Annotated in this window: 11 protein-coding genes and 1 pseudogene; 7 read left to right on the forward strand and 5 right to left on the reverse strand. The window is 74.3% G+C overall.

The window, feature by feature from the left end:
• Window positions 1-238: 238 nt before the first annotated feature.
• Window positions 239-1,048 (forward strand): alpha/beta fold hydrolase, encoded by an 810-nt coding sequence (locus ACZ34W_RS27010; RefSeq protein ID WP_465607742.1) that lies wholly within the window; start codon window positions 239-241, stop codon window positions 1,046-1,048.
• A 361-nt stretch (window positions 1,049-1,409) separates the two neighbouring features.
• The gene (locus tag ACZ34W_RS27015; RefSeq protein ID WP_329491578.1) at window positions 1,410-1,853 is read left to right on the forward strand and encodes an SRPBCC family protein; all 444 of its coding nucleotides are present in this window, start codon (window positions 1,410-1,412) and stop codon (window positions 1,851-1,853) included.
• A gap of 176 nt (window positions 1,854-2,029) precedes the next feature.
• On the opposite strand, the gene ACZ34W_RS27020 is transcribed toward ACZ34W_RS27015, so the two are convergent.
• Window positions 2,030-2,659, reverse strand: coding sequence for a TetR/AcrR family transcriptional regulator (locus ACZ34W_RS27020; RefSeq protein WP_465607744.1), 630 nt, complete (start codon window positions 2,657-2,659; stop codon window positions 2,030-2,032).
• A gap of 102 nt (window positions 2,660-2,761) precedes the next feature.
• On the opposite strand from ACZ34W_RS27020, the gene ACZ34W_RS27025 reads away from it, so the two are divergent.
• Window positions 2,762-4,240, forward strand: coding sequence for an FAD-dependent monooxygenase (locus tag ACZ34W_RS27025; protein WP_465607746.1), 1,479 nt, complete (start codon window positions 2,762-2,764; stop codon window positions 4,238-4,240).
• Window positions 4,241-4,383: 143 nt separating this feature from the next.
• Window positions 4,384-5,328: an MBL fold metallo-hydrolase gene (locus ACZ34W_RS27030; protein WP_465607748.1), complete on the forward strand. Its 945-nt coding sequence runs from the start codon at window positions 4,384-4,386 to the stop codon at window positions 5,326-5,328.
• Window positions 5,329-5,390: 62 nt separating this feature from the next.
• On the opposite strand, the gene ACZ34W_RS27035 is transcribed toward ACZ34W_RS27030, so the two are convergent.
• Window positions 5,391-6,767, reverse strand: a complete 1,377-nt coding sequence (locus ACZ34W_RS27035; protein ID WP_329491574.1) for an MFS transporter — start codon at window positions 6,765-6,767, stop codon at window positions 5,391-5,393.
• Window positions 6,768-7,322: 555 nt separating this feature from the next.
• Between ACZ34W_RS27035 and ACZ34W_RS27040 the strand changes: the two genes are divergently transcribed.
• Window positions 7,323-7,502 (forward strand): hypothetical protein, encoded by a 180-nt coding sequence (locus ACZ34W_RS27040; protein WP_465607751.1) that lies wholly within the window; start codon window positions 7,323-7,325, stop codon window positions 7,500-7,502.
• On the opposite strand, the gene ACZ34W_RS27045 is transcribed toward ACZ34W_RS27040, so the two are convergent.
• Window positions 7,477-8,298: a class I SAM-dependent methyltransferase gene (locus ACZ34W_RS27045; protein WP_329491572.1), complete on the reverse strand. Its 822-nt coding sequence runs from the start codon at window positions 8,296-8,298 to the stop codon at window positions 7,477-7,479. The two genes, ACZ34W_RS27040 and ACZ34W_RS27045, sit on opposite strands and share 26 nt — an antisense overlap.
• Window positions 8,299-8,540: 242 nt before the next feature.
• Between ACZ34W_RS27045 and ACZ34W_RS27050 the strand changes: the two genes are divergently transcribed.
• Window positions 8,541-10,691, forward strand: a complete 2,151-nt coding sequence (locus tag ACZ34W_RS27050) for a bifunctional lysylphosphatidylglycerol flippase/synthetase MprF (protein WP_465607754.1) — start codon at window positions 8,541-8,543, stop codon at window positions 10,689-10,691.
• A 16-nt stretch (window positions 10,692-10,707) separates the two neighbouring features.
• The gene (locus ACZ34W_RS27055; protein ID WP_465607756.1) at window positions 10,708-11,439 is read left to right on the forward strand and encodes a hypothetical protein; all 732 of its coding nucleotides are present in this window, start codon (window positions 10,708-10,710) and stop codon (window positions 11,437-11,439) included.
• 57 nt (window positions 11,440-11,496) lie between these two features.
• Here ACZ34W_RS27055 and ACZ34W_RS27060 read toward each other — a convergent pair whose 3' ends face one another.
• Together ACZ34W_RS27060 and ACZ34W_RS27065 are read right to left on the reverse strand one after the other, a co-directional pair.
• Window positions 11,497-12,678 (reverse strand): macrolide family glycosyltransferase, encoded by a 1,182-nt coding sequence (locus ACZ34W_RS27060; protein ID WP_465607757.1) that lies wholly within the window; start codon window positions 12,676-12,678, stop codon window positions 11,497-11,499.
• 300 nt (window positions 12,679-12,978) lie between these two features.
• Window positions 12,979-13,482: pseudogene (locus tag ACZ34W_RS27065) on the reverse strand (zinc-binding dehydrogenase); the annotation flags it as partial.
• Window positions 13,483-13,521 lie beyond the last annotated feature (39 nt).

The raw sequence follows: 13,521 nt of genomic DNA on the forward strand, positions 1-13,521 counted from the left end.
AGCGCCGCGGCGACGCCACGGGCGACACCGCGGCGGGAACGGTGAAAGCTTAGCGACTTCCAAGATCGGCGCAACCGAATTCCTTTCGGCCCGGTCCGGTCCCGGTCACGGTCCTCATCCCGGTGCCGCACCACGCACCCCCTCGCCGCCCGACATGCCGCGCACGGCCCAAGGTCGCCGACGGGCGGCCGACGGCGCGGAACAATGCCGGAGGTCGTACGAGACTGGAGGTCAAATCATGGACAGCACCGCGCAGTTCGGCGCCTGGGACGTCCGCGAGTCGGGTCCGGCCGACGCCCCGCACCGGGTCCTGCTGCTGCCCGGCGGGCTGTGCGGCGCGGCGTTCTACGAGGACGTGATGGCCGCCCCGCCGCTCGCCGGCGCGCCGGTCCGGCTGGTGGCGGCGACCGTCCCGGGCCACGCCGGGACGGTCGCACCCGCGGACGTGTCGATGGAGAACTACGCGGCGATCACCGGTGCCTTCGCGGCCGACCACGGCTGCACCACCGTGGTCGGCCACAGCATCGGCGCCAACATCGCGCTGGAGATGGTCGCCGGCGGGCACTTCTCCGGGCCGGTGGTGCTGCTCTCCCCGACGTTCTCACGACCGGACGAGTCCAGAGCGCTGGCGATCGCCGCCGCGATCGGCCGGGTCCCCGGGCTCGGCTCGCTGGCCTGGCCGGCGATGCTGTGGCTGACGCCGAAGGCGCTGGCCGACAGCATTCCGGAGTCGCGGCGGGAGGCCCTGCTCGCCGACCTCGGCAAGAACTCCGCGTCGTTCTGCCGCCGGGCCATGATCGAGTACTTCGCGTACCTGGACCGGCACGGCCATCTGGTACCCCGGCTGTGCCGCTCCGGCGCCCGGGCCCTGGTGGTCCGCGGCGACCGGGACGAGGTGGGGCTCACCGACGCCGAACGGGCCGCACTGACGGCCTGCCCCACGGTGACCCTGGAAGTGGTCCCCGACAGCGGGCACCTGGTGCTGCTCGAACAGCCCGACGCGGTGGCCCGCCTGATCGCCGGCGCCGTGCTCGGCCCCACCTCCTGAGCCCGCCACCGCCGGGCGTCAGGGACGCGGGCCCGCCGGTCGTGGTCGGGGGCCGCCCGGCCCGGACGGCGGGCGAGGGGGGACGGCCACCGTCCGGGCGCGGCGGGCGCACCCACCGCGCCCTCTTCTCACCCCCCTCCGCCGGGCCAAACCCCACGCCCGCGGGCCTCTTCCGCCCGGCCGCCGGGAGCCACCGGTCAGCGCACGGTCCGGGCGTCCGACCGACACGCGGCGGACCGGCGGGGCGGCTTGCCGACGACCGCCGGAGGACGGACATTCGTGGTGGCGCTGTCGGCGGGAACCCGCCCCGGGGAGTCCGTCCACCGGCAGGCCGCCCGACGAGGTCGAGGTGGGTGTGGCGATGAGCAAGGTGGAGGAGTCGATCGACGTGGACGTGCCGGTCCGCGTCGTCTACGACCAGTGGACGAGCTTCGAGCGTTTCCCGGAGTTCATGGAAGGGGTGGAGGAGGTCCGGCAGCTGGACGACCTGCACGCCCACTGGAAGACCAGGATCGCCGGGCTGTCCCGCGAGTTCGAGACCGAGATCGTCGAACGGGTCCCCGACGAACGGGTGTCCTGGCGCACCAGCAGCAGCAATGTGAAGCACACCGGCACGGTCTCCCTGCACCCGATCGACGCGACCCACACCCGGGTCAGGATGACCATGGACTTCGAGCCCACCGGATTCGCCGAGAAGGCCGCGGACAAGCTGGGCGTGCTCGACCGGATGGTCAGCGGTGACCTGCGGCGCTTCAAGCACTTCGTCGAGAACCGCGGGGCCGCCCCCGGGAGCGCCGGCTCCTGACCGCGGCGCGGGGCCGGATTCCCCGGCCACGCCCGGCCGGCGACTCCGCGGCGGCCGTGAGCAGCGCGCAGGCGGGGTAGCGACCGCGACGCCCAGGAGCACGACCCGGACCTCACCACCGCCGCGAGCCGGGCGGCCGACCGGCCCCGGGTGGGGCCGCCGCCCGCACGCCGGGCTCAGAATCCGCGGGCGGCGGCGCCGTCGCGCAGCAGGGCGAACGCCTCGGCCGTCTCCGCGGCGGCCAGCACGGCCACCTCGCCGACGTCCTGCCCCTCGGCGAGCCTCGCCCAGGTGGCGTGGGCGAGGACCTGGCGCACCGCCGTGTACTGGGCCGCGAGCAGCCGGGCGGTGACGTTCCCGTCCGGGCCCAGCGCCTCGGCGAGCGCGCGGGTGTCGGCGTCGAGGTAGTCGAAGAGGTGGGCGGAGAGGCTGGGGGTCTCGTAGACCAGCCGGAGGAAGGCCAGCACCTCGGGGCTGTCCGTCAGCCCGCTGCTGGGGTCGCGCGCGGCCAGCCGCTGCAGGTGGTGGCGCTCCAGCGCGTCCAGCGGGGTGGTCCCGGTCGGGCGGGCGCGCACCACCCGTCCGGCCTCGCCGAGGTGGTCGGCGAAACGGTGCAGGACCAGCTCCTCCTTGCTGCCGAAGTAGCGGAAGAGGGTGGGCTTGGAGACCTCGGCGGCGGCGGCGATCTCGGCCACCGAGACCTGGTCGAACCCGCGGGCCAGGAACAGGGCGATCGCCGCCTCCGCGATGGCCTGCCGGGTGCGCTGCTTCTTGAGGGTCCGCAGACCCGTGTCCGACTCGCTCATGGCTCGATCATAACCAGGAAATGTTTGTTACTCGGTTCTTTTTCTTACCGAGTTGCAGTTTGCTGGTGCGCATCACCGACGAGACGGAAGGGCGGACACACCATGACAACCGTGGTGATCGTGGGGGCGGGACCGACCGGACTGACACTGGCCTGCGGGCTGGCACGGCAGGGGGTCGCCGTGCGGGTCGTCGAGAAGGCGGCCGCGTTCCACACCGGCTCACGCGGCAAGACGCTCAACCCGCGGAGCCTGGAGGTCCTCGCCGACCTGGGGCTCGGCGAGCGACTGGCGGCCGCCGGCCGCACGCACCTCCCGTTCCGCAAGTACTTCGGCGGCGAGTTCGTCAACGAGACCGAACCGTTCGCCGGCGCCCGCCGCAGCACGGCCACCCCCTACCCGGCGAGCCTGTGGCTGCCGCAGACGCGGGTCGAGCGACTGCTGCGCGAGAAGCTGGCCGAGTACGGCGTGACGGTCGAACTCGCCACCGAGCTCGTGGACTTCACCCAGGACGACGAGGGCGTGGAGGTCCACCTCGCGGACGGCGGACGGATCTCCGCCGAGTACCTGGTCGCCTGCGACGGCGGCCGCTCCACCGTGCGCAAGCTGCTGGGGATACCGTTCGTCGGCGAGGGCGACCCGGAGCCGCTCATGGTCTGCGGCGACGTCGAGGTCGAGGGCCTCCACCGCGGCGCCTGGCACCAGTGGTTCGGCCCGCAGGGCGTGTTCATGCTCTGCCCCTTCGAGGGCACCCGCCGCTGGCAGCTCCAGGCGAGCCCGGAGACGGACGCCGACGGCCGGGCGGTCGCCCCCTCCCTGGAGAGCTTCCGGCGGCTGGCCGCCCTGCACACCGGTCGGACGGACCTCGTGCTGACCAACGCCACCTGGCTCTCCACCTGGCGGGTCAACGTCCGGATCGCCGAGGAGTACCGCAGGGGGCGGGTCCTGCTGGCCGGCGACTGCGCGCACGTCCACCCCGCCGCCGGCGGGCTCGGCATGAACACCGGCATCCAGGACGCCTGGAACCTCGCCTGGAAGCTCGGGCACGTCCTGCGCGGCCTCGCCGCACCGGCCCTGCTGGACACCTACCAGGAGGAACGCCGGCCGGTCGCCGCCTGGACCCTCGACGTCACCACGGCCGGCATGACCAACGTCATGGCGGGCATCGGCACTCCGGGCGTGGGCGTCGAGGCCGGCCGGGTGGGCGACCTCACCGGCCTCTCGCTCGGCTACCGATGGAGCCGGCTCGCGGCCCCCGGTCCCGACGGCCCGCTCCGGGCCGGCGACCGGGCCCCGGACGCGGTCTTCACCGGCCCCGACGGCAGGCCGGCCCGACTCTTCGAGCACTTCGCCGGCGACCACTACACCCTGCTCGGTTTCGGTCCCGGAACCCGCCCCGCACTCGCCGGACTACCGGCCCACATCCGGCCCGTCCTGCTCGACGACCCTTCCGGCGACGCCCACCGGACCTACGGGATCGCCACCGACACCCTCGCCCTCGTCCGACCGGACAACCACCTCGCCCTCCTCGCCCCCGCGACGGCCCGCCAGGAGGTGCTCGACCACCTGGCGGCCCTGCGGTAGCCACCCGGCCGGCGCCGTGGCCCTAAAAGCGAAGACGTTGCGTTAGCGACCCGGCGTGATCTACGATCGACTAACGCAAAGGCGGAGCTTTAACGGCTCCCGCCGCCGCGACGACGCCACCCGTACGAAGGGAACCCCGGTCCATGCACACGACGTCCGACGACCCGCGCGGTGCTTCACCCGCCATCGGCACCATCCCGGCCTGGACCGTCGGCGACCTCACCGTGCACCGGATCGACGAGATCCCCCTGCCGCCCGACACCGGGCAGTGGCTCCTGCCGGACGCCACGCCCGAGGTCGTGCGCGGGCAGGACTGGCTGCGCCCCGACTTCGCCGACCCGGCCGGCCGGCTGCTGATCGACAGCCACACCTTCGCGTTCACCGTCGGCGGTCTGAAGGTCCTGGTGGACACCGGGATCGGCAACGGCAAGGACCGCGCCAACCCGGCCTGGCACGACCTCGACACCGACTACCTCGACCGGCTGACCGCCGCCGGGTACCCGCCCGCCGACGTCGACCTCGTGATCCTCACCCACCTGCACACCGACCACGTCGGCTGGAACACCCGCGCCGACGGGAACGGGGCGTGGGTCCCCACCTTCCCCCACGCCCGCTACCTCACCTCGCGCACCGAGCGCGAGTTCTGGGCCGGCCGGGAGATGGACGAGCCGCGCCGCCGGATGTTCCGCGACTCGGTGGACCCGGTGGCGGAGGCCGGGCTGCTCGACCTGGTCAACGTCCCGGCGGGCGGCGCCGAGGTCGCCCCCGGCCTGCGGCTGCTCCCCACGCCCGGCCACACCCCGGGCCACCTGGCCGTCGAGCTGTCCGGCGACGGCGGCGCGGCCCTCGTCACCGGGGACTGCGTCCACCACCCGGTCCAGTTCGCCCACCCGGCCATCGGCAGCTGCGTCGACATCGACCCCGCCCGGTCGCGGGCGACCCGGCGGTCCCTGCTGGAGTCGCTCGCCGGCACCGGCACGCTGGTCCTCGGCACCCACTTCCCCCCGCCCACCGCCGGCCGGGTGGTCGCCCACGGCGACGCCTACCGGCTGGAGTCCGTCCCCGGCACCCCCCGTACGACGCGCTGACGCCGGAGTGGGGCGTCGGACGGGCCGACGTCCCACTCCGGCAGGACCACGACGCCCGGCCGTCAGCCGACCGGCTCAGGGGTCGGCCGGGCCGGCGCGGCCGACGCGGGGCCGGCGGCCGAGGCCGCCCCCAGGCCGGTGCCGCGCGTCTCCTCGGCCCACAGGACGCACACCAGCAGGCCGACCGCCGTGGTACCGGCCGCGATCAGCATGGTCGGCCCGGTCCCGAGGCCGCTGAGCGACAGCGGCAGCAGGTACGTGCCCACGGCCGCGCCGATCCGGCTCACCGAGGTCGCGACGCCGACCGCCGTCGCCCGGATCTCGGTCGGGAAGAGTTCGTTCGGGTAGGTCCAGTCGAGCACGTTCGGGCCGCCGCACAGGAACGCGTAGGCACACAGCGCGATGACGGCGACGGCCGCGGGGGCGGCCGGCCAGACACCCAGCAGGGCGAGCGGCACGATCATCAGGGCGAACGACCAGATGATCACCGGACGACGGCCCCAGGTGTCGATCAGCCGGAGCGCCGGGAAGCAGCCCAGCAGGAAGACCAGGCTCACCAGGGCCGTACCGAGGGTGTCCAGCACGGTGCCGCCCGGCATGCCGAAGGAGGCCAGGATCTGCGGGCCGAAGGTCAGCATCGCGAAGAGCGGGCCGACCTGGCAGAGGAAGAACAGCCCGCAGAAGAGCGTGCGGCGCCGGTAGGGCTCGGTCATCAGCAGCCGCAGGCCGCTGGGACGGCCCGCCTCGGCCGGGTCGGGCATCAGTTCCCGCCCGTCGACCCGGACGCCCAGGTGCTTTTCGACCACGCGCACCGCGTCCCCTACCCGCCCGTGGGCGGCCAGCCAGCGCGGCGACTCGGGAGACCCGCGCCGGATCACCAGGAACACCACGCAGAGCACCGCGGAGCTGGCCAGCATCCAGCGCCAGCTGCCGTTCCCGCCGATCCGAAGGAACAGGTAGCCCGTCAGGTAGGCGAGGACGGAACCGGCGTACCAGGCGATGATCTGCTGGCCGAGCAGCCGCCCGCGGTGGCGGGCCGGCAGCCACTCGGCGAGCAGCGAGGTCGCGATCGGGTAGTCGGCGGCCACGGCCAGGCCGAGCACGAAGCGCAGCACGGCGATCGCCCACACCTGGTCGACCCAGAAGGAGAGCACCGAGCAGACGACCATCACCAGCAGGTCGGCGGTGTACATCACCTCCCGGCCGATCTTGTCGGTCAGCACGCCGAACAGCGCGCCTCCGACGAACATGCCGACCAGGGCGGCGGCGCCGATCAGGCTGACCTCGGCGGTGGAGAGGCCGAGCTCGGGACGCATCCCGATCAGGGCCACGCCGACGATGCTCAGGATGTAACCGTCCAGCAGGGGCCCACCGGAACAGGCCAGGGCCAGTCTCCGGTGGAAGGCGGTATACGGGGCGTTGTCGATGGTTCGGGACATGGAATTCGGGTCCTCCGGGGCGTACGGCAGTGCTCCCGCACTCCGTGCGCCTGGTAGACGGCAGAAGTCGGGGCCGCCCGGTCGGACGACCCCGTCACCCGGACCCACCGGGCGACCGTCCACGGTTGCCCGCTCCGAACCGGTCCCGACGGGGACGAAGGTCCGCCGGTTCCGGGCCCTTGGTCCCGAACCGGACGGGCCCTGGGACCCGTGCGGCGGGGGCTTCGGCCTGCCAGGCCCGGGAAGCACCGCTCCGCGCGCTCCGGCCGGGCGGACCGGGTGACACTTCTCACCCCAACACGGCAAATGTCTTAATTACCTGATATGTGATGGCGGCGGGCAGCTTCCACGGATCGTCAACGGGGCCCCGGACAGCGGGTCCGGCCCGACCGGCCCCCGCCACCGCACGCCGGGCACCCAACCCGCCGGTAGCGGTCGGCCGATGGTGGCGACCGGACCTCGGGCGAGCATTCGCCACGCCCTCGGGGCGAACGCTCTGACGGACAGTCCGACGAGGGGCCCGCGTCGACCGAGGCGCTGAACCCGCTCGGACCGATGGACCTGGCCACGCCGGCCTCGTACCTGATCACCCGTATGCTCGGCCACGGGTACGACCTGGCCGTCGCGCTGCGGCGGCCGCACACGGCGGTCCGTCACCGGACGGCGCTGGCCGTGCCGTTCCTGATGGCGGCCCCCGGGCGGGCGCCGCTCAGGGCAGCCGCCCCCAGCTGGTGACCAGGCCGGGCGAGAGGTCCGCGACGGTGCCCGTGGCGAGGGACTCCCGCGCCTCGTCGAGGAGCCCGGCGTCGACGAGGCCGGTGGCGAGCATGGCCTCGCGGGTGCGGTCCCAGGTGTCCAGCCAGAACGCGGTGATCGGGGCGTCCGCGACCAGGGCGGGCACGAACACCTCCGCGCCGACCTCGGACAGCCCGAGGTCGCGCAGCAGCCGCGGACAGTCGGGGGTCCAGCTGATGTCCGTGCCGATGGACGTCCGCAGCGCCCGCCACATCGCCCGCATCGCGAGCCGGTACGGGGTGTCCGGCGGCGCGGCCGTGGTGAGGTCGACCGGGTCCCCGAGGACGAGGTACCCGCCCGGGACGAGGAGGTCCCGCAGGCGGGCCAGGACGCGGTGCCGTTCCGGCAGGTGCATCAGCACGAAGCGCGCGTGCACCAGGTCGAACCGGCCGCCGGGGTCGAAGTCGGGCGAGGAGACGTCCGCCGTGAGCGTCCGCAGCGCCCCGCCCGCGAACGGTTCGACGAAGCGGGTGTCCCGGTCGACGGCGAGGACCTCGCCGGCCCCGCCCGCGGTCGCCAGCCAGCGCGCGATCGTGCCGGTACCGGCTCCCACCTCGCAGCAACGCACTCCCGCGCCGACCCCGAGGGCGCGCAGCCGGGCGCGGGTGACGTGGTCGTAGGCGAGGGAGCCGAGATCGATGCGTTCGCCCTCGCCGGGCTGCCAGGGTTCGAAGAGGGATTCGCCGTACCCGCCGTCGGCTCCGGCCGGGCCCGGCGCGACCGGGTCGGTGGACATCCGGTGTCCTCCCGTCATGCCGTCGCGGCGCCGGGGGCGCCCTGGCACACCGCCGGCCGACCGGCCGTGACCGGGGCCGCGGATACCGCCGAGCCTAGCGAAGGGCGGCCGTCCCGTCGCCCGGACGGGCCCGCCCCGGTCCGGTCTCCCCGCCCGGCCCCGTCCGCCGAATCCGGCTACGCTGAGCAAGGAGGCTCCGGGCCCGAGGCGGGGGTGTCGGCCACACCGTGCGGAGGTGCGAGGTGCCGGGAGAATCAGAGCCGCGGTGGCGGCGTGACGTCCTGCCCGCGGTCACCGCCGCGCTGCGGCGCTTCCCCTTCACCGTCGCCACCGCCGTGGTGGTGCTGGTGGTCGGGCTGGCCGTGGGCGGCCTGTGGGACGCGACGTCCGACCGGTCGTGGTACGCGAACGTCGCGTACGGCCTGCCCTCGTTCGAGAAGGGCCGCTGGTGGACCCTGGCCACCGGTCCGCTGTTCTGCTCGACACCGATCGACTACCTCCCGGTGCTCGTCGCCGTCGTGCTGCTCTGCGGCCTCGCCGAGGCGAGGCTCGGCACGCGCTGGACCGCCGCGGTGACGGTGGCCGGCCAGCTCGGCGCCGTCCTGCTGGCCGCCCTGCTGCTGTTCGCCCTCCGGCACACCGCGTGGACCTGGGCGAAGGACCTGGCCGGCACCGTCGACGTCGGCATCTCGGCGGGCGCGCTCTGCGCGGGCGCGGTGGCCTCGGCGGCCCTCGCCTCGCCGTGGCGGCAGCGGCTGCGGCTGGCCCTGGCCGCCTACGCCGGCGTCTCGCTGCTGTACGTCGGAGGGCTCGACGACCTGGAGCACGCGCTGGCGGTCGCCGGCGGCCTCGTGGCGACCCACTGGCTGCGGGTCCCGGGCGCGGCCCGGACCTCCGGCCGGCTCAGCCGCCGGGAGTGGCGGCTGCTCGCGGTGGCGGGCCTGGTCCTGATCGCGGCGATCCTGCTGGTCGTCTGGCTGGTACCGGGCAGCGGTCCGGTCGGGGAGACCAGAGGGCTGGGCGGACCGGGCTGGCAGGTGCTGCTCTCGGTGGCGCTGATCGCCCTGCTGGTCAACGGGCTGCGCCGGGGGCGCCGCACCGCCTGGCGCTGGACGGTGCTGCTCTGCGCGCTGAACGCGCTGCTGGGCCTGTTCGTGGCGGTCGCGTACGTGATCGGCAAGGCGCTCGACGAGCAGGTCACGGTCACCGGCGCGGCGGTGTTCGTCCCCACCTCGGTGGTGTGGACGGCCGAGCTGGTGGTGCTGATCGCCGGCCGGGAGGCGTTCCGGGCCAGGCGGCCGCGCGGCCGGGCCCAGGTGCCCGGTGCCGAGTCGGCGCCCGCAGCCGCGCCGGCGTCCGACGGGGACCCGCGCACCCGGGCCGCGGACCTGCTGGTCCACCGCGGCGGGGCGAACCTCTCCTGGATGACCACCTGGCCGGACAACTCCTACTTCTTCCCCGAGGGCGACGACGGGAGCTACATCGCCTACCGGGCCCACGCCGGCGTCGCGGTCGCGCTGGGCGATCCGGTGGGAGCACCGGACGACCGAGGCCGGACGATCACCCGCTTCGCCGAGATGTGCGACCGCGCGGGGCTGGTCCCGTGCCTGTTCTCCGCCACCGCCCGGGCCGCCGGGACCACCGACGCGCTGGGCTGGCGGTCCGTCCAGGTCGCCGAGGACACCGTGATCGACCTGCCGGACCTGGAGTTCCGCGGCAAGGCCTGGCAGGACGTGCGCACCGCCCTGAACCGCGCCAGGAAGGACGGCGTCGAGTACCGGCTCGGCGCCCTCGCCGAACAGCCGCGACCGGTGCTGTCCCAGGTCCGCGGCATCTCCGAGGAGTGGGTCGGTGACATGGGGCTGCCGGAGATGGGCTTCACGCTCGGCGGCGTGGAGGAGGCGATGGATCCGCGGATGCGGGTCGGCCTGGCGCTGGAGGGCGACGAACACCTCCACGGGGTGACCTCGTGGATGCCGGTGTACGGCCCGGACGGGGTGCCGCAGGGCTGGACCCTGGACATGATGCGCCGCCGCCGCGAGGGGTTCCGGCCGGTCGTCGAGTTCATGATCGCCTCCAGCTGCCTCGCCCTGCGCGACGACGGCGCACACTACCTCTCGCTCTCCGGCGCGCCGCTGGCACGCACCGGCCCCGCCCACGCACCGACCGTGCTGGACCGGATCCTCGACCAGTTGGGCGCGGCCATGGAGCCGTACTACGGCTTCCGCTCGCTGCACTCCTTCAAGGCGAAGTTCCAGCCGCGCTACGAGCCGATGTTCCTGCTCTACCGCGACGAGGCCGACCTGCCCCGGATCGGGCTGGCCCTGCTGCGCTGCTACCTGCCCTCCGCCACGATGCGCGACCTGCTCAAGGTCCCCGCGCACCACGGCTGACGGGAACGGAACCGCCGTGCGGAGCGCATCGGTCCAGGTCGAGGTGGTCATCACCGTCCCCAACCACGGCGTCGGGCTCTGGATGCTCGGCGCGTTCGTGCTGACCTTCGCCGGGACCAGGGTGGTCACCCGGCTGATCAGGGCGGGCCGCGGACCGTTCCGCGACGTCGCGGTCGGCGGCACCCACGTGCACCACCAGGTGTACGGCATCCTCGCGATGCTGGTGGCGGGCGCCATCGAGTTCTCCTACCGGCCGGACAGTCCCGGGGCGCAGGTCCTTGCCGTGCTGTTCGGCGCCGGCGCCGCCCTGGCCGTGGACGAGTTCGCGCTCTGGCTGCACCTGGAGGACGTCTACTGGGCGAAGGAGGGCCGCAAGTCGGTCGACGCGGCGTTCCTCGCGGTGGCGGTCGGCCTGCTGCTGGTCGCCGGCTTCAACCCGTTCTCCGATGTGGGTCAGGGCACGGCCAACCACCTGGTCTTCGCCGCGCTGATGCTCGTCAACCTGGCGCTGTGCGTCGGCACGATCCTCAAGGGCAAGACGGCGCTCGGGGTGATCGGCCTGCTGGTGCCCCTGGTGGTCGGGCTGGTCGGCATCCTGCGGCTGGCCAAGCCGACCTCCCCCTGGGCCCGTTGGCGCTACCGCTCCGGCTCGCGCAAGGCCGAGCGCGCGCTGCGGCGCTACCCGCCCGACCGCCGGACCCGCCTCGACGCCCTGAAGGACTTCGTCGGCGGCACACCGCACCGCTGATCCCGCGCGGCCCCCGGCCGGGTCGGGCCCACCGCCCCGGCCGGGTCGCCCCGGCGATCAGTCCAGCATGCGCTCGATGAGGTCGGCGGCGTGCCGGGTGCCGCCCTCGGCCCGGGCGCCGGCCCGCAGCCGCGCGGAGCGGCGGGCCACCTCCGGGTCGCCGACGAGCTCGGCCAGCGCCGTCCGCAGGGTCTGCGCCGTGGCGTCCTCGGTGTCGATCCGGCGGCCCACCCCCAGCTCCACCAGACGGTCCGCGTTCATGAACTGGTCGACGGCCTGCGGGACGGCGATCATCGGCACCCCGGCCAGCAGCCCCTCGCCGCAGCCGCCCATCCCCGCATGGGTGACGAAGGCGTCCGCCTGCGCCAGGATCGCCCGCTGGGGGACCCACGGGTGCACCTCGACGTTGGACGGGACGGTGCCGAGGTCCCGCGGGTCGGTGTACTTCCCGATCTGCAGGACGACGTGCCAGCCCGGCAGGTCGCCGAAGGCCGCCAGGCACTGCCGGTAGAACTCCGGGCGGCGGGTGAACGCCGAACCCAGCGAGATCAGCAGGACCTTCTCGGCACCGGCGGGGCGGGTCCAGGCGTCCGCGCCCGCGCCCGCGCTCAGGTCGTAGCAGGGGCCGACGAAGGTCACCGCGTCCGCGTCGACCCGGTCGGCGTTCGGCTGCATCGCCCGCGTGATCAGGGCCAGGACCCGGACGGGGAGACCGGCGAAGGCGTCCACGTCGGTGGTGGTGGCGCCGCTCTCGGCCAACCAGCGGGCGAACCTCGCCCGGTGGGCGGCGGCCCCCGGCAGCTCCCGCAGCTGGACCGCCTCCTCCTGGTGGTAGCCCTGCCAGGCCACGAAGGTCGGGGACAGCTGCACGACGGGGCGGCCCTGGGACTCGGCGAGGGCACGCGCGGCGTAGCCGCCGATGTCGTACAGGTAGAGGTCCGCGGGGTCGTCGTCGTAGGCGGTGCGCAGCTGCGGGAGGGCCTGGACGGCGTTGTCGAGGAAGAGGTCCATCCCGGCGATCGGGTCATCGGGCCAGCTCTGGTCACCGACCGGCAGCACGGAGGCGCAGGGGACCAGTTCGGCGCCGGTGGCCTCGATCAGCGCGGCGGCCGCCGGGTCGTTGGCGTAGGTCACCCGGTGGCCGCGGGCCACCAGTTCGCGGATGACCTCAAGGCTGGGCAGGACGTGGCTGACGGCGGGGACACCGACCATCGCGATGTGGGCACGGCGACGGGACATGGGCGATCACTCGTTTCAGGTCTGCGGCGGGGAGGACACGGCAGACCCGTGCGCCCGGCCCGGCGCGGGAGAGCCCGCCGGCGGAGCGTCACTCGGGTCTGCGAGACGGGACGGGGGCCTGCCCCGTCCGGTCAGCCGTAGATCTGGTGGAAGCACATGTTCAGGACCCTAACCCGCAACCCGGCCGCCGCGCACGGCATTTACGGCGGCCCCGGGCCGCGGGCGGCCGGGCCCCGGGCTGTCGGCGCCGGGCCGAGCTTCGACCTGATCCCGCGTCCGCTCGGCCGAGCGCGCGGGGCCTCACAGGGTGGCGGTGTCGATCACGAAGCGGTAGCGGACGTCGCTCCCGAGGACCCGCTCGTAGGCCTCGTTGATCTCGTCCGCGCCGATCAGCTCGATCTCGGCGCCGACGCCGTGCGCCGCGCAGAAGTCCAGCATCTCCTGGGTCTCGGCGATGCCCCCGATGCCCGAGCTGCTGAGGATGCGGCGGTTGCCCGACAGCGCCTGGAGGGTCAGCCGCACCGGCTCCTCCGGGAGGCCCAGGTTCACCATGGTGCCGTCCGTGCGCAGCAGCGACAGGTAGGCGGCGAAGTCGAGCGGCGCGGAGACGGTGTTGAGGACGAGGTCGTACCGGCCCGCCGCCTCCTCGAAGGTCTTCGGGTCGCCGGTGGCGTAGTAGTGGTCGGCGCCCAGCCGCAGGCCGTCCTCCTTCTTGCCCAGGGACTGCGACAGGACGGTGACCTCGGCGCCGAGCGCGTGCGCGAGCTTGACGGCCACGTGGCCGAGGCCGCCGAGGCCGACCACCCGGCCCCGGTCGCCCGGGTCGCCGGCGGGGGACGGACG

The sequence above is a fragment of the Kitasatospora sp. NPDC022856 genome (assembly GCF_055561235.1).

Coding starts and splice junctions, on each gene's coding strand:
- ACZ34W_RS27025 (WP_465607746.1), top strand. CDS start 2,762: ATGACAACCGTGGTGATCGTGGGGGCGGGACCGACCGGACTGACACTG.
- ACZ34W_RS27040 (WP_465607751.1), top strand. CDS start 7,323: ATGGACCTGGCCACGCCGGCCTCGTACCTGATCACCCGTATGCTCGGC.
- ACZ34W_RS27010 (WP_465607742.1), top strand. CDS start 239: ATGGACAGCACCGCGCAGTTCGGCGCCTGGGACGTCCGCGAGTCGGGT.
- ACZ34W_RS27015 (WP_329491578.1), top strand. CDS start 1,410: ATGAGCAAGGTGGAGGAGTCGATCGACGTGGACGTGCCGGTCCGCGTC.
- ACZ34W_RS27020 (WP_465607744.1), bottom strand. CDS start 2,659: ATGAGCGAGTCGGACACGGGTCTGCGGACCCTCAAGAAGCAGCGCACC.
- ACZ34W_RS27045 (WP_329491572.1), bottom strand. CDS start 8,298: ATGTCCACCGACCCGGTCGCGCCGGGCCCGGCCGGAGCCGACGGCGGG.
- ACZ34W_RS27035 (WP_329491574.1), bottom strand. CDS start 6,767: ATGTCCCGAACCATCGACAACGCCCCGTATACCGCCTTCCACCGGAGA.
- ACZ34W_RS27060 (WP_465607757.1), bottom strand. CDS start 12,678: ATGTCCCGTCGCCGTGCCCACATCGCGATGGTCGGTGTCCCCGCCGTC.
- ACZ34W_RS27030 (WP_465607748.1), top strand. CDS start 4,384: ATGCACACGACGTCCGACGACCCGCGCGGTGCTTCACCCGCCATCGGC.